Consider the following 26258-nt stretch of genomic DNA (forward strand, 5'->3'; position numbering starts at 1 on the left):
GGGGGCCGCGGTCTGTGCCGCCGATGTGCTGGTGGGAGTGGCCGGTGCGGTGGTTGCTGACGACGGACTTGTGGACGGTGGTGATGCAGATGCCGATTGCGGGGACAAGCCGGTCATCGCGAATGCGATCAGGGCGACGGCGATACGCGTCCGATGTCGGATCGATCGGGAGTGATGGATTTGGGCAGCATCGCCCATGGAACACCTACCTCTGACAATGCTTGTTACCAGTCCGGTAACGACGTTCTCGGGAGAGGATAGCTGTCCCCCTGATGCGCGTGAGCGCTTTTCCAAAATTCCATTGGTGCCAATGTATCTTCAAGATTCAAATTCCAGCGATGGGATCTTCGGAGCTATCCTTGCGGCATGGACGGCAGGCGACTCCACCGACTGGGCAGACATCTGATCGAGCTGGCACGCCAGGTCGGCATCGAGTCCAGCGACGAGCCGATCCCGGAAGGTGAGATCGCTGTACTGGCAGATGTCATCGACAGTCCGGGCAGCTCGGTGCGTGAGATCACCGAAAGGACCGGATTCTCACAGGGGCACATCTCCGAATGCGTGGCTCGGCTGACCGATCGTGCCCTGTTGGCAACCGAGGTCGATGCCGCCGATCGGCGGCGTACCCTCGTCTATCCGACAGATGTCCTGTTCAAGGCGATTGCCCGGCGTACCGCGCCGATGCTTGACGAGGCGTTGGTCGCCGCGCTCGGCAGTTCGGCCGATGCTCGGCGCGTCAAGGTGCTCCTGGAGGAACTCGCCGACCTCTTGCTTCCGGGCCATTGAGGGCGCTAGCATCATCGGTCACCGCTGCATCGAAAGTGGTTGTGGCACTGTGTGATCGGATGTAGCGAGGCTACCCGACGGCCGACGCGATCAACTCGTCGGTGCGTTGCCGCAATGCTGCCCGGACGGCCGGGTCGTAAGCCTGCTCGTCGGCGCGGGATTCGTTCGTGCCGTTGAAGTATGTGCCGGTGGGAACGTCATCCTCGATCAGGTGGAGTACGGCCTCGCCACCGTCAGCGACAGTGCTCAGCGGTGATCCGCCGAATTCCGCGACCATTGTCGTGTCCATGTACGTGGCTGGGTGAAGTGCTGTGACGTGCACCCCGGTCGTGCGCAGTTCCTCGGCGAGATCGAAGGTGAACATGATCTCGGCGAGCTTGGCTCGTCGATACGCCGCCATGCCGGAGTAGTCACGTTCGAAGTTCAGGTCGTCGAGGTGGATCGGTTCCTGTCCGATCGAGGCGACGTTGATCACCCGTGATGGCGCCGACTCGACGAGCAGGGGTAGCAGCTGCCGGGTGAGCCGATACACGGCCAGATAGTTGACTGCCAAGCGCATTTCGATGCCATCAACGCTGACCTGCCGCGCCGCGCCCGGTGCGCCGAAGCCCGACACCCGCGTTGTTGATCAGCACGTCCAGTCGGTCGGTGTGCTGCCGGACCTGCCCGGCGAGCTCATCTACTTCTCGCAGCGAGGACAGGTCGGCGAGCAGGATCTCCGGCTCGCGACCGCCGGAGGCAAGGATCTTCTCGCGTATCTGTTCAGCGCGCGGCTTGTCACGTCCGTGCACCAGCACGCGCGCGCCGGACTGTGCCGATCGGACAGCCAGGTATCGGCCCAGACCATCGGTGGAACCGGTGATCAGGACGGTCTTTTCGGTCATAACGACTCCTTGCTGCGTGCGGTCCGCAGATCTCGAACGCTTCCGGATGTGTGGCGAGGGCGAAAGGCACTCGGTTGTCCGCTAGGGGCCTCACACGGATAGAACGAACTAGATGGTTCGAACGGGAGTATACGCATAGATGCCCGGGAGGCAAACGCCCGTCAGTGACGGAATGAGCATCCCGACCCAGGGGACAGACAGGCCTGCCGGTTGTTGGCTCGACAGGCCCGCCTCGATGTCGGGTCGATGTCTCAGCTCATCGCGATACGGATGCTTTTGACCTGCAGGAATTCGTACAGTCCGTCCACGCCGCCGGTGCGGCCATACCCGCTGTGCTTGTAGCCCCCGTAGGGGCCCTGGGGTGACATGTCGCTGATCTGGTTGATCCAGACGGCTCCGGCCTCCATTCGCCGCGCGACCCGATGCGCACGTGTGAGGTCGTTGGTCTGGATGAATGCGTTCAATCCGTAGGGGGAATCATTGGCGATCCGAATCGCCTCGGACTCGTCCCTGAATTTGATCACCGATACGACGGGGCCGAACGTCTCGATCTGCGCCAAATCCGATGAGTTGTCGACGTTGCCGAAGACCGTGGGTTGGATGTAATACCCCTCGCTGAGGTCGCCACCGAGTCGCTTGCCTCCGGTGAGCAGCTCGCCGGACTGCTCCGCGGCTGCTTGATCTATCACGCCGATAATGCGATCGGCATCCCTCGCGCTGACCACCGGCCCGAAAACTACGGTCGGATCGAGCGGATCACCGATCTTGGCAGCCTCGACCACGGGGATGAACTTCTCTACGAACGCGTCGTAGATCGATTCGTGCACGAGTATCCGGCTCGCGCAGGCACAGCTCTGCCCCGATTGCACGATCGGCCCTTGGTAGGCGGCGATCTGGGCCGCCGCGTCGAGGTCGGCATCCTCGAAAACGAGGTTGGCGGACTTTCCACCCAGTTCGGCCACCACCGGCGTGAGATTCACCGTGGCACTGGTCAATATCTTGCGTGCGGTCTCTCCGCCGCCAGTGAAGTGGATCTTACGAATCCCGGGATGCCGAACCAGTGCGTCACCGCCCTCGGCATGTGCGGGAACGACATTGACCAGCCCGGCCGGCAAGCCTGCGGCCGTGCACAGTTCGCCGAAACGCAACGCCGCCATCGGTGCGAGTACCGACGGTTTGAACACGACGGCATTACCCGCGGCCAGGGCTGGGGCGACACACGACGCGGCCACAACCATCGCACCGTTCCACGGGGCGATCACGCCGACGACGCCATACGGCTCGCGTTCGATGAGATTGAGATCGGAGGACTCGGCGACCGGTGTGATCTGACCGTGCGGTTTGTCGACGTAACCAGCGAAGTGACGCAGGAATCGTTCGAGCAGGATCGTATTGATGGACAGCGACGTCGGCACCGCGTAGTCGTGCACGTTCAGCCCGGACAGGGCCGCCATGTTCTCATGCACCGCATCCGCGAGATCGATCAGCAGATCGCGGCGGCGATCGACGGTGAACGACATCCACTCCCGCTGTGCTTCCCGACCGGACTCCACCGCCAGGTCCATCTCGGCCGGGCCGGCCAGGTTGATCGTTGCGTTCGGCCGTCCGTTGGCGGGATAGATGTGCTCGTGAGTGCCTCCGGAGGTCCAGGTGAGCTTGTCGCCGCCGATGAGCAATCCGCTCGGCAACGGGGTTTCAGGTTGCGGTGTGGGTTCGATTGTCGTCGACATCGGTACTCCTACGAGGTCTTTGCATCCTCTGCGCGCCATTCCTCCTGCACGCGTGGTTTCTGTTCGGCGATCACCTGATTGAGGTGGGAGGCTTTGGGCCAGCCGGCGTACGCGGCGAAATGTAGTGCGAATTCATCCATTTCGGTGAAGGACAGATCGCGGCTCTTCAGCGCCGCGTAGACGTGCGACACGATCGGATAGGGCGCGTCCTGGAATGCCACGCACGCCACCGTGATCAACCGCCGCTCCTTCATTCCCAGACCAGGGCGCTGCCACATCTCGCCGAAGACGAAGTTGAGAATGCCGGCGCCCTGGTACGGGTTGTTGCGATCGGGGTAGTAAGGCAGGCAGTTCACATCCATGAAGCACTGTTCGCCGCTTGTCAGCCGGGCTTCCGGATCGCTCGGAGTGACCATCGGAAGCAGCGGTTCAGGTGGTGGGATCTCCTGTCCGCGTTCACGATTGATGCGTTCCCACTGCTGGTCGACGACCATGTTGAATCGCGATGCCTTCGGCCAGCCTGCGTATACCGCGAAATGCAGGACGGCTTCGCGCATTTCGGTGATGGAGATGTCGCCGCTGTTCAGTGCCGCGTACACATTGTCGATGATCGGCTGCTCGGCGTCGGCGTCCGCGACGCAGGACAGGGTGATGAAGCGTCGCTCCCGTCGGGTCAGGCCGGGGCGTGTCCATATCTCCGCGAAGACGAAGTCCACCAGGCCGTTGGCTATGGTCGGGCTGGAGTCCACGGGTGCCGGAAACGTCATCACATCGGTGAATTCACGTTTGCCGCGTTCGGACCGGGCCGTGCTCACCGTATCTGTTGTCATGGGTTGTGCCTTCTGTGTCGGTGTTCGGATCTGTGCGCGAAAGTCACAGGGACCGAAGCGAAGTGCTACTTGAGGGTGACGCCCGCGTCGACCTTGAACTCCAGGCCGGTCACGTAGCGGGATTCGTCGGAGACCAGGTAGAGCACCGCATTGCTGATATCGATTGTCTCGACCATCGGGACTGGCATGGCGTTGCCGAACAGTGGTGCCAGATCGGGGCGCTTCTCGCCGAGGAGTGCGAACAGCGACTCCGGTGCCATTCCGGTCGCCACCCCGGTCGGGTGCACGGTGTTGACTCGAACATTCTGTGCCGCAAGCTCATTGGCCAATGCCTTGCTCATACCCACTACGCCGAGTTTCGAGGCGGTGTAGGGGATGTGCAGTGGTGTGCCCTTGATGGCGGCCGCGGAACTGATGGTGACCAGACTGCCCCCGTGTTCGACGAGGTGGGGGAGCGCGGCCGCGCAGGTGTTCCATGTGCCGATGAGGTTGACGTCGACCACGATTCGCCAGTCGCCGGGCGTTGTGGTGTCCCAGGTACCCGCGGTCAGCACCCCGGCATTGGCCACCGCGGCATCGAGCCCGCCCAACTGCTGCACACCGTCGGCGACGGCCTCGGTCATGGCGGCGGAATCCCGGATGTCGACGATCTTGGTGATGGCACGACGGTTGTGCTTCTGCACCAGACGCGCCGTCTCGGCCAGGTCGTCGGGCGACGACAACTGGTATTCGATGCCGGGCAGTGATTCGCAGATGTCGATCAGGATCAGATCGGCGCCTTCCTCGGCCAGCCGGACCGCGTGACTGCGCCCCATGCCACGTGCCGCGCCCGTGATCAGGACTCGTTTGCCCGCCGCACGCCCGCAGGGGTGTGTGCCCTCGGTCATTTCCGCCTCGCTCACAGTTTGTTGCAGAAGCCGGCGTCGACCGGAAGTGCCACGCCGGTGATGTATTTGGCCTCGTCGGAGGCCAGGAAAGCGACCGCCCCGCTGATGTCCTCGGGCTCGAGCAGCGCCACCGGCATCGGGTTCATCAGATGCGGTCCACCGGATTCGGGGTGATTCTGGACCCACTCCATCATCGACGGGTTGACGGCCATCATGGTGTTCACCGCGGTCGGATGTACGGTATTAACCCGAATGCTTTGGGGTGCAAGAACATTCGCCAATACGCGCATCATTCCGACCAAGCCCGATTTCGCGGACGCGTAACCGAGCCCGCCGCCTTCCAGGCCGCCGAGCCCGACCAACCCGGCGGTGGAACTGGTCAGGATGATCGCACCGCCCCGTCCGCCGGCGATCAAGTGCGGGATGGCAGCTCGGGTGACGTGAAAGGTGCCACTGAGATTCACGTCGATGACGGCGTTCCACTGCTCGAGTTCGGTCTCGAGGGTGACCTCGTCGAACGACGTCGGCGCGATGCCCGCGTTGGCGCAGACGACGTCGAGGCGGCCGAATTCCTCGACTCCCGCATCGAGTGCGGTCTTGACCTGGTTGAAATCGCGCACGTCTGCGACCGAGCCGAGTATCCGGCGGCCCGTTGCCTCGACGAGCGCGATGGTCTCGTCGAGCTCCTCGCGGGATGCGAGAGGGTAAGGGTTGGCGGGGATATCGGCACAGATGTCTATGCCGATGATGTCGGCGCCCTCGTTCGCCAGACGTACGGCGTGACTGCGGCCCTGCCCCCGCGCTACGCCGGTGATGAAGGCGACTTTGCCATCCAACGAACCCATCGATCCTCGCTCCAATGCCGAGTGGATCCGTGTCGCCGGCCGATGCCGGACGAGAACACGGTTTTCATTCTTCGTAACATACTGCGCTGACATGTGGTAATCCAATTACCAATATCGGAGAATAGCACTCAGGTTGCGGTTCGGGAAGGAGTTGGAAGTGGGTTCTGGTGACGATGTGGCAGCCGGGTGGGGGACGGCTCCGGCGCGAGATCGAATCCGCCTGGCCGTGCTGGAGTCGATCGAGGCCGAGGGATACGACGCACTGCTGTTGCGTGAGGTCGCACGTCGCGCCCGGGTGTCATTGGCCAAGATCTACCGGCTCTACGGCACTCGTGAAGAATTGATTCTGGCGGCGCTGGACTGGTGGCTGGAGGAGAACCGATACGCGGGGCTCGAGGTGCAGATGCCCGAGTCGTCCGGCACTCCCTATACCGGTTTGATGCGGGTGCTGCGTCCGATCTTCGAACTGTGGGAAGGGCATCCGGCTCTGCTCGTTGCGTACTTCCGGGCGCGCTCGTCTCCGAGTGGTGAGGGGCTGGTGCGGCGTGGATTCGATGCCGTGGTGCCTGCTGCTATGGCGGTGCTGGGGGAGGCGGACGCAGAGTTCGTCCACGATCTCGAGGCTGTTCTGTCCAGCCTGGTGTATGGGTTGCTGGGTCGGTGCGCGGCTGGTGAGATCGAGATCTCGGCGCTCGTGCCGGTCATTGACCGTGCGGTGTACTGGATGACCGCGGGCTATGAGGCCGTGGAGGATCGGTAGGGCGCGGCGTCGGCGGCGCCGGAGCGTCATCCGCACAGGCGGCTGTCGTCTCCGCGGTACCCGATCGCTTTGGCCGTGGGCCATCGTCCGTCTCGAATCTCGGTCCGTACCAGGTGCGCGATGAGCCGGGCGACGTTCTCGATCGCGCGGGTCGAATGTTCCCGAGCGCTTCTGGTCAGTACGATGCGTCGCTGTAGATGTGGACTGTGTAGTGGTGCGGCGCTGATCGTCTGTGCCGCAAGGTCTTCGGTGAACGCGATCGGTGGCAGAATCGCCCAGCAGCGTTCGGTGGCGACGAGCCGCTTCTGCATGTGCACCGCGGCGGTGGTTGCTGCGACCCGGAAGTCTGCGCCGATGCTCCCGGCCACGTTGTCGAGCAAGTCGCGAAGGGCGCTTCCGGCGGGCGGTAGCACCATCGGGTTGTTCAGGACATCGCGCAGTGCAACCGGAACTCCGGGCCGGAGTCGGGCAGTCGCCGGGGCGATCGTCCACAGTTGCTCCGTCGCCAGCGGTGTCGTGTACGCCGCCGGGCCGCCGGGGGTCTCCGCAGTGAGGGACAGGTCCAGCTCGGCGGCGCCCATGCGGTCTCGCAAGTTTCCGGAATCGCTGATCAGCAGGCGCAGACCGAGTTCGGGAAACTCTCGATGCAACGCTGCGGTCAGAGGTACTCCGATCGCATCGGCGATGCTTTCCAGCAACCCCACCGTGACGATCTCGCCGCTGATGCTCGGAGTGGGCGCTATTTCGGCACGCGCTCGGCTGAGCTCGACCAGGGCGGATCGGCTGTGGTCGGCCATGATTCGTCCCTCGGCGGTCAATGTCATTCCGGCGCGGGTTCGTTCGAACAAGATGACACCGAGTTCGTGCTCCAGTCCTTGGATCTGGCGCGTGACCGCGGACTGGGTGAGGTGCAGGGAGGTGGCCGCTCTTGTCACACTGCCCAACTCGGCCACGGTCACGAAGGCCGTCAACTGCTTGATGTCCATGGCGGTGGGCGAGCCTCGCCTTCGATCCGAAGGATGCGGGCGTAGCCGAGCAATGTTGTGCGACTGCCCAAATATTGGTGTGGCTATGCGTAGCATAGCGAGCTTTATTCGTCAAGTGTGCATGTTACGAGGGTGCGAGTGCTACGTGTTGTATCTGCGGCGAATTCGTCGCATGTTGTTCGATCGATCAAATTATGCCGAACTGCCGGTGCTGCGAGATGTCGCCGCCGCATGGAGATATGTGATGCGCACATACGGTGGAAATGTGATTCTCCGATTCGGATAATGATGATCCGTAGCACTTGGCGGGGGAGAACAGAAGTCCGCGCTCGGTGCGGGCGAAGGGAGAAAGCAAGCCCATGGCAACACCTTCCGTCGATGTCTCTCCTCCGGACGAGGCCGACACCGGACGACTCGAGAGCGCCTCGCGGCTGCGGGTGGTCCTTATCATTCTGGCGATCGTCGCCGCTACCGAGGTGGGCACGTTCTACTTCACGTTCGTGTCGATGGCCACGCGTTACATCGGGGCGGATTTCCCGGGTGAGAGTGCTGGGCAGTTGACGTGGATGTCCACGCTCTACGCGATCGTCGGTGGCGTGGCGGTTCCGGTCGTTGGCAAACTGTCCGACCGCATCGGTAAGAAGAAGATCGTCTTGGCGTGCCTGGCCGTTTCGCTGATCGGAAGCCTGGTGGTCGCCCTCACCTCGACCTGGCCGTTGATGTTGCTCGGCCGCGGTCTCCAGGCGATTGCCTTTCCTGCGCTGTTCGTCTCCTACGGTTTGATTCGGGATCTGGTGCCGCGCCGGAACATCAGCATGGCGATTGCCCTGGCTGGAGGCGGCACGGGTGTGGGCGCAGTTCTGGGGCCGGTGGCTGGTGGTGTGCTGACCGACCACTACACCTGGCGGTCACTGTTCTGGTTCTGTGTGGTGTGGACGGTCGTGACGATCATTCCGCTCGCGATTATCGTGCCGGAGACCAAACTGCGGGTGAAGAGCCGTATCGATTGGGCGGGCGCGGTCCTGCTCGGCGCGGGAATCGGTGGTGTGCTCATCTACCTCAGCGAAGGAGGGGTCTGGGGATGGAGCCGTCTGTCCGCACTCTCGTGGTTGATCGGAGGCATCGTTCTACTGGTCGTCTTCTATTGCTGGGAACTGGTTTCTCGTGAACCGATCATGGATCCGAAGCTGCTGCGGACACCACGCTTCGTCAGCGTCATGGCGGCGGCATTCCTCTCGGTGGGAATCATGCAGGGCGTCGGCTACCTGATGAGCTATCTGGCCGAGACGCCAGGTGGTGCCGCCGGCGAGGCAATCAAGCAGCAAGTTGTTGCGGGGGCCGCTCAGCAGGCCGCCACGCAGGCTTCGCAGCAGACCCATATGAACATTCCGCCGTCGATGGTGGCGCACTACTTCTCGGTGGAGGGAACGCTGCCGGGGCTCAATCTGACACTGCTGCAGTTCACGCTGCGAGCCTTGCTGGCGATGACGATCGTGTATGTGATCGTATCGCCGTTGTGTGGCTGGTTGTCCACCCGCTACGGACTGCGGCGGCCCTACCTCATCTCACCAGCCATGTTCATCCTGTCATCGGTGCTGTTCGCGTTCTTCCACGAAAAGCCCTGGCAGTTGGCCTTGGTCGCAATGATCGCGGGTGTCGGCGCGGGAGCGTTCCTGGGCACATTGCCGAACATGGTGGTGGAGTCGGTACCACAGGAACAGCAGGGCATCAGCGCGGGAATGTACGGGGCATTCAACAGCTTCGGCACCGCTGCCGCGGCCGCGGCGACCGCGGCGCTCTTCTCGGCGCACCCGTTGATCCTGCACATCAACGCCCCGGGGCATGTCGAAGCTCGTAAGCTCGACACCGGCCCGTTGGCGCAGCTGCCGAGTGAAGCGGCGTACGTCGACAGCTTCTACATGTTCGCGATCGCGGGCGCTGTAGCGCTGATACTCGCCCTCGTGACCATGCGCCATTTCGACAAACCAACCACCGGTGGATTCGAAGCTCGACTGTAGGAACTGCGGCGTCCGGCCGGACGCCGCACCCACCCGTGCGCTCGCCCGATGCTGCTGTGTACGAGCTGCTTTCGTGTCTATGAAGCTATCGAATGCGAGGTCGACCATGAGCGGAACCTTCGCCCACGAACCAGTCGAACCGGTTGTGCACACGGCTGCGGGCCGGGTGCGGGGTCGAATCGAAAACGGCGTCACCGTGTTCCGCGGAATTCCGTTCGCACAACCTCCGATCGGAGAAGCACGGTTTGCGCGGCCACTTCCAGTGGCCCCGTGGTCGGGTGTCCGCGATGCGTTCGACTTCGGTCCACCGCCGCCCCAGGAGGCGGGGATCGCTGGGCTCACGGGTTTGTCCGAGATCCCCGACGGCGACGATTGGCTCACTGTGAATGTGTGGACGTCTCGGCCGGATTCGACTGCGCGGCGCCCGGTGATTTTCTGGATCTACGGTGGCGCGTACAAACTTGGTTTCTCTGGCAGCCCTGGTTACGACGCATATCGAATCGCGCGTGATGGCGATATCGTCGTCATCACTTTCAATTACCGAGTCGGTGTTGAGGGGTTCGCGCGGATTTCCGGCGCTCCGGCGAACCGGGGCCTGCTGGATCAGGTCGCGGCGCTGAGGTGGGTACGAGCAAATATCTCGGCCTTCGGCGGCGACCCCGATCGAGTAACCGTGTGCGGCGAGTCCGCAGGGGCGGGATCGGTGGCCGCGCTCCTGGCAATGCCGAGTGCCGCAGGGCTTTTCCGGCGAGCCATCATGCAGAGTCTGCCCGGTAGGTACTTCTCGGACGCATTGGCGACCGACGTCGCCGAGGTCATCGCGCAGGCTGCGGGGTGCAGACCTACGGTGGCGGATCTGTCGGAGGTCGACCCGCGGAGTCTGCCGGAAGTGGGCATGGCGGTGGGTGCCGAAATGCGTAGGTACGCCGAATTCTGGGGCGCAGCTGCGTATACGTTGGCGCCGTTTGCTCCTGTGGTCGATGGTGATGTGCTGCCGACAACGCCGTGGCAGGCGTTGGCAAATGGTGCTGCGCGAGATGTCGACCTCATCGTCGGGCATAATCAGGACGAGTGTCGGCTTTTCTTCGTGCTCGGTGGGCAAATGGATGCGATAGATGACACGCGCGCGGAATTCGATCTGCGGCTCTACGGGCCCGGACCGGGCAGTGAAGCAACTTACCGCGCGGCATTTCCGAATGCCACGCCTGCGCGACTGTGTGAACTGGTGCAGTCCGATAGCCAATATCGTATGCCCGCAGTGCATCTGGCGGATGCACAGGCGGCTGCGGGAGGCCGGGTGCATATGTATGAACTGACGTGGCCGGCGCCGAACAACAAGGGGGTTTTCGGTGCCTGCCACGGACTGGACGAGACATTGTTGTTCGGCACGTACGGGACACATCTGGGGCCGCTACTACTCGGATCGACCCCACCGGACGAGGCCGAGCAGTTGTCGGCGATGATTCGGCTCGCTTGGGCCCGCTTCGCTGCGACGGGCGAACCTGGTTGGCCCGCATACGATCCGAATCGTAGGCTGATTCAGATCTTCGATGTCGAGCCGAGCATCGCGCGGTACCCGGAGGAAGCTTCCCGGCGGATTTGGGAGGATCATGTTTTCGATGCCATGCCACTGCTCCGGCCGTCGCAGTAACCAGTTCACGAGCCAGTCCCCACGTGTTGGCCCGTGAAGCCGGGCGTGGCGAACCACAATTCGAGAGGTGTCGCCCATGGCTGTGCGGCGGGCGTCGAAAGGGATGAATAGCGGTTCGCGTAAGCGAATCGTGGCGGCTACCGCCAAGATCATGCGTGAGCATGGGTATGCTGCGGCGACGTCGCGCCGAGTCGCGGCCGAGGCTGGAGTCCGGCCTGCTCTGCTGTACTACTACTTCCCGACGATGGAGGATCTGTTCCTCGCGGTTCTTCGCTCTCTGGCAGATCAGGAGCTGGCCCGTCGGCGCAACGTGCTTGTCGCTGAGGATCCGCTTCGAGCGCTGTGGTCGATCAGCACCGACTCTCGGTCAGCCAGGCTGAATACGGAATTCATGGCATTGGCCAGGCACCGAAAGGCGATCGGTACCGAATTCGAGACGTATATCGGGCGGACGCGAGATATCGAGACCGCTGCGGTCACCCTTGTCCTGCGGACCTGCGGCGCCGATCCCGCCGAGTTTTCGCCGGGGGAACTGACAATGCTGATCTCCGCTGCCGCGCGCATGGTGTCAGACGAGAGCGCAGTCGGCGTCGAGAGGGGCCACGCGGAGTTGCGCGGATTCCTGCGTCGGCAACTGGAACGGTTTGCCGGACCGGCTTCGGCCGGGTCTGCTGGCGTCATCTGATTTCGAATCGACGCCGGGCGATGAACCGGACCGCAAGGGGGGAATCTCGCATCACCCGCAGCGGCCTGGTCGAGCCGTTCCGCATCGACCAGGGGAGCTCGAGTGCCGCCCGGGTTCCCCGGGCGGCCGCACCCTACTTCATGCGGAGAATGCCGCGCGGAAGGGTAAGCGCCAAGTCGTTGTAGGTGACAATGCCCGGCGGTGCGCTGATGACTGCCGGGATGGCATGAATGGGCGGCATCGCGGTCATGATGTGTCCGAGGACCATGTAGTCGGCGATGGTCGTGGTCTGGAAGTCCGGTGGCGGAGCGAACCCGACGGTCATATCGACCGTCGGGCGACCATCGATGGTGATCCTCCAGCCCTCGCGGTCGAGTTTCCAGTCTGGTTGCAGGGTCTGGCCCTTGCGCCACCGGAAGGTCAGCTCGACGACGGTCTCACCGCCCACGCGTCCCTGCCATCTGATGAATACACCGGCAACGCAACCCTTTTCGATGATCCAGGAGCCGAGGTCGAGATCCTCGGTGGTTTGCGCGTACTCGGAGACGCAGGTGATCTCGTCGAGTTCGGTGCCGAGTGCGTCGGCCACCAGTCGCACGGCCTCGGCGAAGACCGCAGTACCTCGCGCCCCGGCCTCGGGAAGGTCGGGGTCGTCCATCCGCATCCCGAAACCCACCGGCTTCTCGGTCTCCGGCGAATCGTAGAAGGTGGTGTCGGAGGATTCGGCGATGGTGATCCGATCCACCCGGTCGCAGGCGTTGGCCGCGACGATCGCGAGCAGTTCGGCGAAACCGGGGCTCACTCCCGAGCCGAACATCGTCGATCTGCCCTGCTCGCAAGCTTGCTGGATACGTTCGCGATCAGCTTCGGGCAGGTTGTGGCCGGTGATGAACGAAGCTGAGGCAACGACATTCGTGCCCGAGGAGAGGATTCGTACGAGTTCGTCGGCATCGGGCCACATCGGGTTGTAGACCACGCAGTCGGGCTTCAAAGACAAGAGAGCATCGACGTCGTCGGTTGCCGCGACGCCGATCGGGTCGATTCCGCACAGCTCGCCGATATCCTTGCCGACCTTGTCCGGCGACCAGGCGAAACAGCCGACGATGTCGAAAAGTGGGTTCGCGGCAAGGGCTTGCACAGAGCTCTTGCCGACATTACCCGTGGTCCATTGGACGACACGGTAGTTGGTGGATGTCATTGGAACCTCACTCGCAGAACATCTGGATCCAGCTTCAGATCGCACTGTATACCAGAAAAGAGTATGTAACTCTCGAAATTGAGAATTGTGTTCTCGCCTGGAGGGGTAGTAGCTGTTCGATCAGGTTTCGGTGGGTGTGCGTGTCGGCTCTCGAGAATCACATTACCGAAAAATAATAATAGACACCCCCGTGTGTCATTATCATCGGATTTGCCCGGTATGCAAGGGGTTTCGGATGCTACTCGTTGTGATCGCCGTGGTCGATACGAAGTCGGAGCGTCCGCGGTCGGATCCGGACCGGGTCTAGGGTGTCGACGAGGTGGTTGGCTCTGCTGTCGCTCCGCCAGGGGCGTGTCCGGCCCGGTCTGCGTGCGGGGCGGCGGGTGCCGATTCGCTGTCGCCGGGCACGATGACCGATCTCATGAAAACCTCCAGGAGTCTGAGGACTTCGCGAGAGGGGTCGAGCAGCGACTGGATGCGCAGGCCGTCGATCATCGCGAGTACGAGGGTGACCTTCTCCTCTGCAGACAGGTAGGCGCTGTCCTGCGCGGTGGGCAGTGAGTCGCTGGCCAGGTGTGCGCGCAGGCGTTCGCGGCGCTCGATGAAGAAATCGTGTGCGGGATGGGCCGAGTTGGTGGCGGCAATGGCGAGCGCCATCCAATTGCGCTGGTAATCGGGGTTGTCGAATTCGCCACGCAGTACCTCGCTCAGTACACTCGCCCCCGCCGTCCCGGAGGCGCGGATCTGTGTTGCGAGCTTCTCCTCGTCCTCGTCTCGTTGCGACAAGGCGGCAACGAGCAACTCGTCCTTCCCGGAGAAGTGTCGCAGTAGCGCTGCGTGGGTTATCTGTGCCCGGGATGCGATGTCCCGCAACGACGCACGCTCATAACCGTGCTGGGCGAAGCTCTCCAGCGCGGCGCGCACGATCTGCGCGCGCCGCGCTGGTGTGGAGGCGTTCGGTCCGCGCCGACGTTTTCCTGTGGCCCCGCGCTCACCAGGAGAGTCGGTCCGGCGGGGTGCGGTCATGGACGTCCTTCGGTCGGGAATGGGGCAAGCGGGCAGGTTTCGCGGTCGTCCCATCCTAGTATTGCCAAGAGTAACCATGGTGGTTACTTTTAAGTTGAGAGGCCGATTCTGGCGAGCAAGAGGAGATCGCGTGTCCATCCCTGATGTATCGAATAAACCCCTGGCAGAGCTGATTTCGCTCCGAGGCCGGCGGGCGGTTGTGACCGGGGCCGGTCGAGGGCTGGGCAAGGCGATCGCGATCCGGCTGGCCGAGGCCGGGGCCGACGTGCTCATCGCCGACATCGAAGCCGACCTGGCGAGCGCTGCCGCTGAACAGGTGGCCGAAGCGCACGGCGTGCGGGCGATCGGAATGGCCATGGATGTCACCGACGGGAAGCTCGTGGCGGCAGCGGCCGATCGTGCGGTCGCGGAGCTCGGCGGTCTCGATATCTGGGTCAACAACGCCGGTGTGTTCCCCAGCATCCCGCTACTGGAGATGAGCGATGCGGATTGGGAGAAGGTATTCGCGGTGAATGCCCGCGGTGTATTCCTCGGTGCGCGCGAGGCGGCGCGGCGCATGTCCGCTGCCGGGCGCGGTGGCGCCATTGTGAACATCGTCTCCACCGCTGGATTCCGTGCCAGCGCACCGGGTTTGGCTGCCTACGTGGGGTCGAAGCATGCGGTGCGCGGTCTCACCCGCGAGTTGGCGCTCGAACTCGCGCCGATGGGCATCCGAGTGCTCGGAGTCGCGCCGAGCTTCGTGCCCACCGAAGGCAACATGATGGCGCAGGCCGCGGCGGACATGCCCGCCGGAGGTGACGACAACCCGCCGACACCGTTGATGCTCAGCGGGCCGATCGGCCGAGTCGGTGTACCGGACGACATCGCCCGTGTCGCCTTGTTCTGCGCGTCCGATCTGTCGGCCTTCATGACCGGCAGCACGTTGCTCGCCGACGGCGGCAGCACCGTCTGACCGGGTCGGCGGCCATGACCGAATTCGGCCCCGAGACATCGGCTTGCTCGGGACGGGCGATTGTCACGGATGTCTGGGAGGTGATGTCCAGCGCCAGGACGATCCGCCGATTCACCGACGAACCGGTCGATGACACGACTCTGGCCCGCTGCCTGGAAGCTGCGACGTGGGCGCCTTCGGGTGCCAACGCGCAGGCTCGGCGGTTCGTCGTGCTGCGCTCGCCAGAGGTGCGTGCGGTGGTCGCTCGTGCTGCCGCCGAGGCATTGCGGGTGATCGAGCCGGTCTACGGGATGACCCGTCCGGCCGATGACGACCACAGCCGCCGAGCCCGTGCCGATCGTGCTGTCTACGAACTCCATGACCGTGCAGCTGAATTCACCACGGTACTGTTCGCTCAGCAGCACTTCGATACGGCATCCGAGCTGCTCCTGGGCGGCTCGATCTTTCCGGCGGTGCAGAACTTTCTGCTCGCCGCTCGAGCGTCGGGGCTGGGGGCTTGTCTGACGAGTTGGGCATCCTATGGCGGCGAAGCATTACTGCGCGCCGCGGTCGAAGTACCCGAGGATTGGATCCTCGCCGGACATGTGGTCGTTGGCTGGCCACGTGGCGCCTACGGCCCGGTTCGTCGTCGCCCACTGTCCGAAGTCGTATTCCACGACCAGTGGGAGCGGTGACCTGTCGCCATAACTCCCGATCACATCCGGAGCAGCGCTGCCCGGATCCTCGATGACGTCACCGGCCTTCCTCCTTGCTCACGCGGCGGCCGGATCGCGTGCTTGCCATTCAAAGCTGCTCTGAGCTGGGCGCTCATCGGTCGGTGAACCTGAGCGAGAGCTTTCCACGGAGCCGCGGAAGTGATATTCTCATGTTCCGGTAACGAGATTACCGCTGATCAGAAACGTGAAACAGTAAGCATGAGACTCATGAGCCCCCAAGGCCGTCATGGATGGCGAGGGCTTGTCTCACTCTGCCGTGAAAGGCTGGCGCACGAATGACCGATCTGGCATCAGTCGACTACTTCTCCGATGCGGACGTCGCTCAGAACCCGTACGAGTACCTCGATTACCTGCGTAACCAGAACCCCGTGTTCCGGGAGCCGCACTACGGTGTCGTGGCCGTGACCGGCTATCAGGAGGCGATCGAGGTATTTCGCGACGCCGGCACGTTCTCCGCGGCCATATCGATCGGCGGTCCGTTCCCGCCGTTGCCATTTCAGCCCGAGGGCGACGACATCACCGCGCAGATCGAAGCGAATCGCCACCACTTCCCGATCAACGAGCACATGGTGACGATGGATCCGCCCGATCACACGCGTACCCGGGCGCTGCTCGCCAAACTCTTGACGCCGAAGCGGTTGAAGGAGAACGAGGAGTACATGTGGCGCCAGGCGGATCGCCAGCTGGACGAGTTCATCGCCAACGGGAAGTGCGAATTTCTCGGTGAGTACGCGAAACCCTATGCCACGCTTGTGATTGCGGATCTGCTCGGCGTGCCCGATGCGGACCGTGACGAGTTCCGGGCCACTCTGGCCGGGCACGAGCGGCCCGGTAGCCGTGTCGGCGCGCTCGATCACGAGCCGGTCGGCCTCAATCCGCTGGAGTGGCTGGACAATACGTTCAGCGCCTACATCGCCGATCGGCAGCGCATACCACGTGAGGACATCCTGAGCGTCCTGGCCTCGACAACCTATCCCGACGGTTCGGAGCCCTCGATCATCGAACTCGTCCGGCCTGCCACCTTCTTGTTCGCCGCAGGCCAGGAAACGGTGACCAAACTCCTCAGTGTGGCTGTCAAGGTTCTTGCCGAGCGGCCGGAATATCAGCAGCTGCTGCGGGAAGACCGCAGTCTCGTCGGACAATTCATCGAGGAGTCGCTGCGGATCGAAAGCCCGACCAAGGTCGACTTCCGCTTGGCGAAGAAGAGCACGCAGGTGGGTGGGGTGGATATTCCCGCCGGAACTGTGCTCATGCTGTGTATCGGTGCCGCGAACCGCGACCCGCGTAAGTTCGAGAGCCCCGACGAATTCCGGCTCGACCGCCGAAACTCCCGGGAACACATCGCGTTCGGCCGCGGGATCCACACCTGCGCCGGTGCACCGCTGGCACGGGCGGAGGGACAGGTCACGCTCAATCGGCTGCTCGACCGAATCAGCGACCTCGCTATCGATGACAGCGTTCACGGCCCGTCGGATCAGCGCAGCTACCAATACGAGCCGACGTTCCTGTTGCGCGGATTGCGAGACCTGCACATCACTTTCGATTCCAAGGTGCGGGCTGCCTGAACGAAACCCGGTGGTCCTCGGACCGTGATCGCCATCTTGCAGTCTCGCGGCACTCTCGGGAAATATGCCCTGTAGTGGCTCACTCGTCGAGCGGGCCACTACAGGGATGTGCCGGAAGGAAGTTCGACTCGATGGCAAGCGAGCACGACGCGGGGCAGGAGATACCGGGCGAGGCGAGTGATCGGATCTGTCGAGCCGTGATCGAACTGCTCGAGGCCGAGGGCTACGAGACGATGTTGCTGCGCGATGTCGCACGACATGCGCGAGTGTCGTTGACCAAGATCTACAAGCTGTACGGCTCTCGTGAAGAGTTGATCCTGGCGGCGTTGGACTGGTGGCTCGAGGAGAACCGGTATTCCGGTCTGGAAGTGCGTGACCCCGAGCCGGGCGAAACCCACTACGTCGGGCTGATGCGGGTGCTGCGCTCCATCTTCGAGCCATGGGAACAACATCCCGCCCTGCTCACGGCCTATTTCCGAGCCCGCTCGGCACCTGGTGGCGAGCTGTTGTTGCGTCACGGGCTCGATGCTGTCGTCCCTGCGGCGATGGCGGCGCTCGATGGCGTCGACGCGGAATTCGTCCGAGATCTCGACACCATCCTGTCGAGCCTGGTCTACGGATTGCTCGGACGCTTCGCGTGCGGCGAGATCGAAGTGTCCGCGATCGTGCCCGCTGTCGACCGCACGGTGTACTGGTTGACCATGGGTTACCAGGCGGCATGCGACCGACGCGTCGTGTGAGGCGTGTCAACGCGGGTGCACTTCGGTGCTGCCCGGATCCTTGTGGAACACACCATCTTTCATGATCCCGACGATCCGGTCACTGTCCTGCAGGACGGTGACGTCGGTGAGTGGGTCGCCGTCGACGAGGATCATGTCGGCGAGGAATCCGGGTTTGATCTGGCCGAGTTCGTCGGGCCGACGCATGATCTGGCCGCCGAGCGCGGTCGCCGACAGTAGGGCTTCCTTCGGCGTGAAATCGAGCAGCTCCACGAAATGCTGCAAGTCGCGCGCGTAGGTGCCGTGCGGAGTCCAGGCGAAACCGTAGTCACCGCCGGGAAGGACGCGGATCCCGCGCGCCTTCATCTTCTTCAATCCGTCGATAGCGCATTCGAGCTCGTATTTGTATCCGGCGGCCTCGGCGGCTTCGGGCGGGTAGCCGAAATCGGCGGCGTCGTGCAGGGTCGCAACCAGCCAGTTGATTCCCGGTGCCACGAAGACCTCATCCTTCTTCGCTTCGAGCATGTCCAAGCCTTCCTCGTCGACGAAGGAGGCGTGATAGATGATGTCGACACCGTTGCGCAGCGACATCTTCACCGATTCGCCGGATCGGGCGTGTGAGCACACCCGCAATCCGCGGCGGTGCGCCTCGGTGGTTGCGGCGAGGGTCTCCTCGTCGGAGAAGTAGTTGTCCTCGGCGTGCTGATTGCCGGTGATCTCTTCTCCGGACATGCTGAGTTTGACCAGGTCCGCGCCGAGTTCGACGTTGCGGCGCACCGCCTTGCGCATCTCCTCGGGACCGTCGGCGAAGGCGGTGATGCCCTCGACGAGCGCGCCGCCGGTCACGGCGATTTCCTGGCAGTTGGCCAGGTAACGCGGGCCGGGGATCTGGCCGTCGTTGATGGCGTTGCGAATGACCACGTCGAGCCGGGGTTTGGCGGCGGCGGCGCCGACGCACATGGTGTAGCCGAAGTCGAGGTACGTCCGCGCCGAGCGGGCGCACAACAGTGTGTGTTCCTCGACTCCCATGGAACCCAGGCCGGGCAGATCGGCGGAGTTGACCCACGAGAAGTGCGTGTGCGCGTCGCACAGGCCACTCATCAGGAACTTTCCGCCGCCGTCGATGACGCGAACTCCTTCGCGGGCAAGCTCATCGGCACCGGGACGCACCGCGATGATGTAGTTGCCGCGAACGAGGACCTCACCGTCGAAAGGGTCGGAGCCGGTCGAGTCGAAGATCCGGACATTGGTGAACAGCGTGTCGGTGTCGTGGGTGCGGGCGGACGTCATTGTCGCCCTCCTTTCGAGCGAATGATCAAGGCTTGGTGAGGAATTCGACGAGCTGGGTGGTGACCGCGTCCGGGGCTTCGATGGGATGCCAGTGGCCGACACCGTCCAGGACGTGCAGCCGGGCGTTCGGGTAGATCGAGAGCAGGTCTTCATTGACCGAGACCGGGCTGACCGGGTCGGCGTCGCCGGTGACCAGGAGGACCGGAACGTCGATCGAAGCGATGTCGGGCTCGATGGCCGCGGCGAGGGCTTCGCAGGCCGCGGCATAGCCCTCGGGGTTCTGGCCGAGTAGGAGCTCACGGACCAGTGTCGAGGCCAGCGGCTGGGTCTCCAATGTCTTGCGAGACAAGGCGTTTGCGACGATCGTGTCCGCCACCGCGGACATGCCGCCCTCGCGCACGGCGCGGGCACGGGCATAAGTGCCCTTGCGGGCCTGATCGTTCTGAGTTCTGACAGGCCCCAGCAGAGCGATGCTGCTGACGCGATCCGGGTAGCGAGTCGCGAATGTCGTGGCGATCACAGTGCCCATCGAATGCGCGACCAGCGCCGTGGTGGTCATCCCCTCCGCATCCAGCAGCGCATGCAGTTCCTCTACCCACGCATCGATACCGGCTGCGCCGGCTGACGGTGATCGGCCGTGTCCGGACAAGTCGTATCGCAGTACGGTATGGGTCTCGGCGAGCGCGGCGACCTGCGTTTCGAAGACCGTCGTGGCACCACCCAAGCCGTGAATGAGGACCACCGCCGGGCCGGTTCCCGTTTTCTCGCGGAACAGTCGCCGTCCGGCTGCGGGCACCAGGTGATCGCGATCGACGACGGCTCCGACGGCATTGCGAAGCTCGCCGAGCCCGGTGGCCGACACGATCACCTCGTCCCCGGTCTGCAGGAATTTCGGTGGGTCGAACCCGATGCCGACGCCGACCGGTGTGCCGGTGGCGATGACATCGCCCGGTTCGAGAGTGATTCCGGCGGAGAGGGTTTCGATGATGGTCGGCACGTCGAAGATCAGTTGTGCGGTGTTGGCGTCCTGACGGAGCTCGCCGTTGACGCGTGTCTGGAGCTGTACGTTCGTGATGTCGACTTCGTCGGCGGACACTGCCCACGGGCCCAGCGGGCAGAACGTGTCGAGCGATTTGCCGATGAACCACTGCTTGTGGTCGCGCTGAAGGTCACGTGCGGTGACATCGTTGATCAGCGTGTAGCCCCACACATACTCGAGAGCATCGGCCTTCGCGACCTTGGAGGCACGCTTGCCGATAATGATCCCGATCTCGCCCTCGTAGTCCAGCGCCGAAGTCAGATCGGTGTGCGGGTCGATCATGTCATCGGAGGCGATCACCGTCGCGGCAGGCTTGGTGAATACCACCGGATAGTGCGGAACGTGCTGACCGTCGGCGGAATCGGTCGCGTCGAATCCGCTGCGGGCGAACTCCGCGGCATGCTCGGAGTAGTTGCGGCCCACACAGAAGATGTTGCGGTGCGGCACGATCGGCGCGAGCACCTTGCCGCCTTCGACGGTGTCCGCGATCGCCAGCCGTGCCGAGGCATCGGCGCCCGCCTCGATCAGTTGCTGCAGTGAACGGACCGATTCGCCGGTGTCGCTGAACCGAGCGGCTCGCGCTGCTCCGTTGCCGTCCACCACACAGATCCGTGCACCATCCGTACCTTGTACCCGCGCAAAGCGCACCAGCAGCCTCCTTATACCAATGTGAACCAATACGTTTGATAGGTCTGTATTGGTCACAGTAGGTTGGGGGCTGAGTGGAGTCAATAGGCTCTTGGAGACGCGAGGTCAGGGCTCATTGGCGCGCGTGGCGAACCAATGTCTATCATTGGTCCACTCGGAGGAGAGGAGCTGTGATGGCTGAGCCGGTCGGCCTGGGGGCGTCGGTGCTGCAGCATGTCGATGCGCTGATCGCCCAAGAAGGGCTTGGTCCGGGTGACAAGCTGCCGACCGAACGTGAGCTGGCCGCCGCGATCGGAGTCAGTCGCGCAGTGGTGCGCTCAGCGCTGAACGGCCTCGAGAGCAGAGGGGCAGTGATCAGGCATGTCGGCCGGGGCACCTTTCTGGCACCGAGCGCGTCTGTGGGAGTGCACACGGAATCGGAGAATCAACCGAGTCCCGCCGAGATCATGAGCTCGCGGCTCACCCTCGAACCCGAGCTCCTACCTCTTGCCGTGGCGGCCGCAACCCAGGGGGATATCGCCGAAATGCGTCGCTGCCTACGAGGCGGGGGAAAGGCCAACTCCTCTGAGGAATTCGAGCACTGGGACACCGCACTGCATCACAGCTTCGCTCTGGCCACCCACAACATGGTGCTGATCCGTGTCAGCGAACTCCTCATCGACAGCCGTCGGCAACCTGTCTGGGGAGGATTGAAGAAGCGCACGTTCCGCCCTGAGCTGCAACATGAGTACTGCACCGAGCACAGCGAGATCGTCGAAGCAATCGCCGACCGTGACCCGGACGCGGCACGAGCCGCGATGCGGGCCCATCTACGTCATGTCCGCAACACACTTCTCGGCGATCAAACCTGATTCGCTTCGAGCTGTAGTCAGCGCATGAGGTGATGCCCGGTGTTTCCGATATCTGTTCCGGCAGAGGGTTACCCGAGTTCGAGCGCTACCTTGATCGCGCCCGACTTGCGATCGGCGGCCACGCGGAACGCTTCGGCGGCATCGGCCAGTGGGAAGCGGTGTGTCACGAGTACATCCGCGATCTCTGGTCGGGCAGCCAGCATTTCGGCCGCTTGACGCATATCGCGGCCGTCCGGATGGGTGCAGTAGCCCATGGAAGCGACCAGTCGGGCTTCCTTGATCATGAGCACCGTCGAAGGGACCTCGAGGTGGTCGTAGAGGACCCCGAGCACGGATATGATGCCGCCAGGTGCCAGCCATTGTGCGGCATCGAGCAGGGCACTGCTGGAACCGGCGGCATCGATTACGATCTCGTAGCGGCCTTTCGGCGCAGTGGCGCCGAGACGTTCGCCTATCTCAATTTGGTGGGGGTAACGCGCTTGGAGACCTATCTCGGCAGCTCCCTGCGCCTGTGCGGCGACGACGGCAAGTAGTCCGACGGAACCGCCGCCGATCACGAGCACGCGCGTGTTCGGACCTGCGCTGGCGATCCTCACCCCGTGCCAGGAAACCGCGGCGGGTTCGGCGAGGAATCCGTTGCGAACGTCGAGATTCTCAGGCAGCTCGACCAGATGACGACTCGGCGCTCGGAATCGCTCGGTCATCCCGCCGTCCGCGCCGAAGCCGAGGCCGCGGCCGAGGGCGGTGTGGCACAGGTTGTACTGCCCGGTTCGGCAGGACTCGCACGTGCCGCAGCCGTACAGCGCTTCGATGACGACCGGTGTCCCGTCTGCACGGGCACCCGAAAGTTCGTGTCCGATGATCCAGGGCGTGCCGTTCGCGACAGCGATGAGGTCCGACGCGCAGATTCCGGCAGCACGCATCGAAATGACTTCGCCCGAGCCCGGCGGCTCGTCGACGGCGGCCAGGACTGCCGCGCCATCGACAGCCCGGACCACCTTGATGGAATTGGGGCCCACGGTGTTCACCGCTTGTTGAGCATGCCCGCGTCCACCGGTACGACGGTTCCGGTCACATAGCGCGACTCGTCCGAGGCCAGCCACAGAACTGCATTGGACACATCGAGCGGTTCGACGAGGTCGACCGGCATGGCGTTGGTCAGCGAGTTGGCCAATGCCGGGTTGCGCTCCATGATCGCGGCGAGATCGCCATCGGCGGCCATCGGGGTCCGCACAGCTGTGGGCGCGACACTGTTCACCCGGATCATGTGCGGGGCAAGGTAATTGGCCCAGGACCGCATCAGTCCGATGACGCCGTGCTTGGCCGCGGTGTAGCCGAGGAAACCGGCCGTCGGAATGCCGACGCCGATGAGTCCGCCGGTGGAGCTGGTGAGGATGATCGAACCGCCGTTGTCGTGCTTCAGCAGCGACGGAATCGCGACGCGACCGGTGTTCCATACACCGCTCATGTTGACCGCGACGACATCCTCCCATTCATGGTCGGGGTCCATGCCCTTGCCTCCGGCGCCGATGCCTGCGTTCGCGACGACGATGGCGGCCGGGCCCAGCGCGGAAGTGCCTTCGTCGAAGGCCTTCTGGAGCGCGGGGTAGTCACGGACATCTGTTTGGAACGCGACGATGCGCCGGCCGAGTTTCTCGACCTCGGAAACCGTATGGTCGAGGTCGGCCGGGGTGGACATCGGGTACTGCACGGATTCGATCTGGGCGCAGATATCCACCGCGATGATGTCGGCCCCCTCCTCGGCGAGGCGCAAGGCGTGGCTGCGTCCCTGTCCGCGTGCCGCGCCGGTGATGAACGCTACTTTGCCGTCGAGCTTGCCCATGGTGTTTTCTCCATTCGTGGTCGGCCGGCCGTCGAAATGTGGCGGGCTCGATATTTCTGGTCGGTGATTTCAGCCGATGCAGAGGGGAAGGGTTTCCCACCCGCGCATCGTCGAAGTGGAGGACAGTCGCGCGTGGTCCCAGTCGACGTCCCACGCCTGGAACCTGTTGAGAAATTCGTCGAGGGCGATCCGGCCCTCGAGTCTGGCGAGAGCCGCGCCGAGGCAGTAGTGGGTACCGATTCCGAAGGTGAGATGTTGGTTGATCTCGCGACGGATGTCGTAGCGCTCACCGTCGTCCCAGTGCCGCTCATCGCGATTGGCCGAAGCCTCGAGCAGCAGCATCGCGCTGCCTTCCGGGATTGTCTTGCCGTACAGTCGGACATCGCGCGCTACGTAGCGCGCGATGGCGTGTCCGGTGGGTTCGAAGCGCAGCGTTTCCTCGACGGTGTTCGGGATCAGCTCCCGGTGGGCCAGGAGATCGGTGCGCTGGTCCGGGTAGCGGGCGAGCACCGCGACGAGCCAGCCGATCAGGCGTGCGGTGGTCTCGTTGCCGGCCCCGGCAAGGACCGTGACGTAGGTCAGAATCTCCTCGCTGGTGAGCGTGCGTCTGGTCCCTGTCTCGTCCACGAATTCGGCGTTCAGGAGCTCGGTCATCAGATCGTCGGAGGGGTGTTCGGCGCGCCAGTCGATGTAGTTCGCGAACAGGTCCATATCCATGAGTGCGCGTGCGGACACCCGCATCTGTTCACCGGGCACGGTGCGCAATTTGGCGTCGGCGCGTTCCCGTATCGTGAGCTGGTCTTCTTCGGGGATGCCCAGCAGCATGCCGATGACGCGCATCGGGACCTCGTTGGCGAACTCGGTCATGAGGTCGAAGCGGTCGAGCCCGTCGAGCCGGTCGAGGCAGCGGACGCAGTACTCGCGAATCGCCGGTTCGAGCGCCAGCACCCGCCGCGGTGTGAACACCCGGGCGAGCAAGCGTCGGTGGAGGTCGTGGATAGGTGGATCCTCCATGAGCAGCGTGCCCGGCGGGATCTCGATGTTCGCCTTGATGACCTCTAGGATCGGGCCTCTGGAGGAGGAATAGGTTTTCCAGTCCAGCAGGGCGTTGTTGATGTCCTCCCAGCGGCTCAGGACCCAGAAGTCGTGGCGGTCGTTGTACCAGAGCGGCGCCTCCGCACGCATCCGCCGGTAGATCGGGTAGGGATCACGCGCGATCTCGCGGTCGAAAGGATCCCAGTACACCGGGCTCGTATTGCTCACTCCGACACCTCGTGGTGTGTGACTACGTCGCGCTTGCAACTTTGAACACTTATTCAAACTTTGGTGGTGGGAGTTGTCAATATGTTCCGCGGGTCGGGCAAGATGGAACGACGGAAAGGAGACGAAGGCGGATGGCCGAACCCCGTCGTCGACGCGCGGCGACCGAAGAGAAGGTGGGTCGCGCTCTGGACGCAGCGGAGGAGATCATGCTGCTCGAGGGCTACGCGGCGATAACCTCGCGCAACGTGGCTGAGCGGATCGGTATGCAGCCTTCGCTCCTGCACTACTACTTTCCGACCATCGACGATCTTTTCCTCGCCCTGCTGCGACGACGATCCGAGCAGAACGTGGAACGGATGAAGGCGGCGCTGGCGTCACCGCGTCCGCTACAGGCGTGGTGGGACTTGGCATCCGATCCCCGCGGAACGGCGCTGTTCATCGAATTCCTCGCCGCGGCCAACCACAGACCGATGCTGAAAGCTGCGATGGGCGAGGTCGCGCGAGAGGTCAGGCGCACCCAGATGGCGGTTCTGGATGAAATCCTTCCCGAGTACGGCCTCGACCCGGACGAACTGCCACCGGCGCTCATCGCCGCTGCGATGCAAGGCCTGGCTCTCAGCGTTGTCGCGGACGAGGTCGCAGGCTACGAGACCGAGCACAAGCAGGCACGCGCGGCTATGAGTCGCTTGGTCGCCCGTCTCGAGCGACAGCGGGCCCGCCGGACCCCGCCGGGCGCCGGAAATTAGAACCCTTGTTCAAAATTTGCGAGACAGAGTTGTTGCTGATGTGGTTCGAATTCACGCCATCACCGTCGCCTGGCCCGACGGCCACCCACCCACCCTCGACGAACTCGCCGCCAACACCCACACCATGTTCGACAACGCCGCCGACGTCCCACACGACTCCGGCCACGCCGACCCGCACCACCAATTCGACGACACCCATCACTCCGACACGCACTGGGACGACGACGCCGACCCGCACCACCTCACCGGCGACCAGCACCACACCGGTGACGTCCACCCCAGCGACGACAGCTCCTGGTGACTGCCGCAACTCGCAAGGCGCCGATCACACTGTGCAGCC

General features: G+C 63.7%; 26 protein-coding genes. 12 read left to right on the forward strand and 14 right to left on the reverse strand.

The annotated features are described in order from the left end of the window. Positions 1-366: 366 nt before the first annotated feature. Positions 367-786, forward strand: a complete 420-nt coding sequence (locus tag AC5WS7_RS03470; RefSeq protein WP_495952854.1) for a winged helix DNA-binding protein — start codon at positions 367-369, stop codon at positions 784-786. A gap of 70 nt (positions 787-856) precedes the next feature. On the opposite strand, the gene AC5WS7_RS03475 is transcribed toward AC5WS7_RS03470, so the two are convergent. The 6 genes from AC5WS7_RS03475 to AC5WS7_RS03500 form a co-directional block, all read right to left on the reverse strand. After that, positions 857-1345, reverse strand: a complete 489-nt coding sequence (locus AC5WS7_RS03475; protein WP_495952855.1) for an SDR family NAD(P)-dependent oxidoreductase — start codon at positions 1343-1345, stop codon at positions 857-859. Between the two features lie 10 nt (positions 1346-1355). Next, positions 1356-1670 (reverse strand): SDR family NAD(P)-dependent oxidoreductase, encoded by a 315-nt coding sequence (locus AC5WS7_RS03480; RefSeq protein WP_495952856.1) that lies wholly within the window; start codon positions 1668-1670, stop codon positions 1356-1358. A gap of 251 nt (positions 1671-1921) precedes the next feature. Continuing rightward, positions 1922-3400 carry an aldehyde dehydrogenase family protein gene (locus tag AC5WS7_RS03485; RefSeq protein WP_495952857.1) on the reverse strand — a complete coding sequence of 493 codons (1479 nt, stop codon included), beginning with the start codon at positions 3398-3400 and terminating at the stop codon, positions 1922-1924. Between the two features lie 8 nt (positions 3401-3408). Further along, on the reverse strand, positions 3409-4230 hold the full coding sequence (locus tag AC5WS7_RS03490; protein WP_495952858.1) for a carboxymuconolactone decarboxylase family protein: 822 nt from the start codon (positions 4228-4230) through the stop codon (positions 3409-3411). 65 nt (positions 4231-4295) lie between these two features. After that, a complete protein-coding gene (locus tag AC5WS7_RS03495) occupies positions 4296-5117 on the reverse strand; it encodes a mycofactocin-coupled SDR family oxidoreductase (RefSeq protein ID WP_495952859.1) in 822 nt (273 codons plus the stop codon). Positions 5118-5128: 11 nt separating this feature from the next. Next, positions 5129-5962, reverse strand: coding sequence for a mycofactocin-coupled SDR family oxidoreductase (locus AC5WS7_RS03500; protein ID WP_495952860.1), 834 nt, complete (start codon positions 5960-5962; stop codon positions 5129-5131). 157 nt (positions 5963-6119) lie between these two features. On the opposite strand from AC5WS7_RS03500, the gene AC5WS7_RS03505 reads away from it, so the two are divergent. Next, on the forward strand, positions 6120-6722 hold the full coding sequence (locus tag AC5WS7_RS03505; RefSeq protein ID WP_495952861.1) for a TetR/AcrR family transcriptional regulator: 603 nt from the start codon (positions 6120-6122) through the stop codon (positions 6720-6722). Positions 6723-6748: 26 nt separating this feature from the next. Here AC5WS7_RS03505 and AC5WS7_RS03510 read toward each other — a convergent pair whose 3' ends face one another. Beyond that, positions 6749-7708 carry a LysR family transcriptional regulator gene (locus AC5WS7_RS03510; RefSeq protein ID WP_495952862.1) on the reverse strand — a complete coding sequence of 320 codons (960 nt, stop codon included), beginning with the start codon at positions 7706-7708 and terminating at the stop codon, positions 6749-6751. A 359-nt stretch (positions 7709-8067) separates the two neighbouring features. Between AC5WS7_RS03510 and AC5WS7_RS03515 the strand changes: the two genes are divergently transcribed. The 3 genes from AC5WS7_RS03515 to AC5WS7_RS03525 all read left to right on the forward strand — a co-directional run bounded on the left by AC5WS7_RS03515 (position 8068) and on the right by AC5WS7_RS03525 (position 12062). After that, positions 8068-9726, forward strand: coding sequence for an MFS transporter (locus AC5WS7_RS03515; protein ID WP_495952863.1), 1659 nt, complete (start codon positions 8068-8070; stop codon positions 9724-9726). A 106-nt stretch (positions 9727-9832) separates the two neighbouring features. Then, on the forward strand, positions 9833-11377 hold the full coding sequence (locus AC5WS7_RS03520) for a carboxylesterase/lipase family protein (protein WP_495952864.1): 1545 nt from the start codon (positions 9833-9835) through the stop codon (positions 11375-11377). A 76-nt stretch (positions 11378-11453) separates the two neighbouring features. After that, positions 11454-12062, forward strand: coding sequence for a TetR/AcrR family transcriptional regulator (locus AC5WS7_RS03525; protein WP_495952865.1), 609 nt, complete (start codon positions 11454-11456; stop codon positions 12060-12062). A gap of 133 nt (positions 12063-12195) precedes the next feature. On the opposite strand, the gene AC5WS7_RS03530 is transcribed toward AC5WS7_RS03525, so the two are convergent. Then, a complete protein-coding gene (locus tag AC5WS7_RS03530; protein WP_495952866.1) occupies positions 12196-13260 on the reverse strand; it encodes an NAD(P)H-dependent amine dehydrogenase family protein in 1065 nt (354 codons plus the stop codon). A gap of 303 nt (positions 13261-13563) precedes the next feature. Next, positions 13564-14286: a TetR/AcrR family transcriptional regulator gene (locus tag AC5WS7_RS03535; protein WP_495952867.1), complete on the reverse strand. Its 723-nt coding sequence runs from the start codon at positions 14284-14286 to the stop codon at positions 13564-13566. Positions 14287-14416: 130 nt separating this feature from the next. Here AC5WS7_RS03535 and AC5WS7_RS03540 point away from each other — a divergent pair, with 130 nt between their 5' ends. The 4 genes from AC5WS7_RS03540 to AC5WS7_RS03555 all read left to right on the forward strand — a co-directional run bounded on the left by AC5WS7_RS03540 (position 14417) and on the right by AC5WS7_RS03555 (position 18259). Continuing rightward, positions 14417-15238 carry an SDR family NAD(P)-dependent oxidoreductase gene (locus AC5WS7_RS03540; RefSeq protein ID WP_495952868.1) on the forward strand — a complete coding sequence of 274 codons (822 nt, stop codon included), beginning with the start codon at positions 14417-14419 and terminating at the stop codon, positions 15236-15238. A gap of 83 nt (positions 15239-15321) precedes the next feature. Then, on the forward strand, positions 15322-15912 hold the full coding sequence (locus AC5WS7_RS03545) for a nitroreductase family protein (RefSeq protein ID WP_495953730.1): 591 nt from the start codon (positions 15322-15324) through the stop codon (positions 15910-15912). Positions 15913-16229: 317 nt separating this feature from the next. Further along, a complete protein-coding gene (locus AC5WS7_RS03550) occupies positions 16230-17519 on the forward strand; it encodes a cytochrome P450 (protein WP_495952869.1) in 1290 nt (429 codons plus the stop codon). Between the two features lie 131 nt (positions 17520-17650). Continuing rightward, complete coding sequence (locus AC5WS7_RS03555; RefSeq protein WP_495952870.1) at positions 17651-18259, forward strand: TetR family transcriptional regulator; 609 nt, start codon at positions 17651-17653, stop codon at positions 18257-18259. 6 nt (positions 18260-18265) lie between these two features. Here AC5WS7_RS03555 and AC5WS7_RS03560 read toward each other — a convergent pair whose 3' ends face one another. Next, positions 18266-19528, reverse strand: coding sequence for a metal-dependent hydrolase family protein (locus tag AC5WS7_RS03560; protein ID WP_495952871.1), 1263 nt, complete (start codon positions 19526-19528; stop codon positions 18266-18268). A 25-nt stretch (positions 19529-19553) separates the two neighbouring features. Beyond that, the gene (locus tag AC5WS7_RS03565) at positions 19554-21272 is read right to left on the reverse strand and encodes a bifunctional fumarylacetoacetate hydrolase/alpha/beta hydrolase family protein (protein WP_495952872.1); all 1719 of its coding nucleotides are present in this window, start codon (positions 21270-21272) and stop codon (positions 19554-19556) included. 116 nt (positions 21273-21388) lie between these two features. Between AC5WS7_RS03565 and AC5WS7_RS03570 the strand changes: the two genes are divergently transcribed. Further along, complete coding sequence (locus AC5WS7_RS03570; RefSeq protein WP_495952873.1) at positions 21389-22066, forward strand: FadR/GntR family transcriptional regulator; 678 nt, start codon at positions 21389-21391, stop codon at positions 22064-22066. 68 nt (positions 22067-22134) lie between these two features. Here the strand turns inward: AC5WS7_RS03570 and AC5WS7_RS03575 are convergent, their stop codons facing one another. From AC5WS7_RS03575 to AC5WS7_RS03585, 3 genes are all read right to left on the reverse strand, one after another. Continuing rightward, positions 22135-23085, reverse strand: a complete 951-nt coding sequence (locus tag AC5WS7_RS03575; protein ID WP_495952874.1) for a zinc-dependent alcohol dehydrogenase — start codon at positions 23083-23085, stop codon at positions 22135-22137. 5 nt (positions 23086-23090) lie between these two features. Beyond that, positions 23091-23909 (reverse strand): mycofactocin-coupled SDR family oxidoreductase, encoded by an 819-nt coding sequence (locus AC5WS7_RS03580; protein ID WP_495952875.1) that lies wholly within the window; start codon positions 23907-23909, stop codon positions 23091-23093. A 69-nt stretch (positions 23910-23978) separates the two neighbouring features. Then, on the reverse strand, positions 23979-25172 hold the full coding sequence (locus tag AC5WS7_RS03585) for a cytochrome P450 (RefSeq protein ID WP_495952876.1): 1194 nt from the start codon (positions 25170-25172) through the stop codon (positions 23979-23981). 131 nt (positions 25173-25303) lie between these two features. Between AC5WS7_RS03585 and AC5WS7_RS03590 the strand changes: the two genes are divergently transcribed. Together AC5WS7_RS03590 and AC5WS7_RS03595 are read left to right on the forward strand one after the other, a co-directional pair. Further along, positions 25304-25918, forward strand: a complete 615-nt coding sequence (locus AC5WS7_RS03590) for a TetR/AcrR family transcriptional regulator (RefSeq protein ID WP_495952877.1) — start codon at positions 25304-25306, stop codon at positions 25916-25918. 40 nt (positions 25919-25958) lie between these two features. Next, on the forward strand, positions 25959-26219 hold the full coding sequence (locus AC5WS7_RS03595) for a hypothetical protein (RefSeq protein WP_495952878.1): 261 nt from the start codon (positions 25959-25961) through the stop codon (positions 26217-26219). Positions 26220-26258: the final 39 nt, after the last annotated feature.

The organism is Nocardia sp. PLKS1-43, from assembly GCF_059510335.1.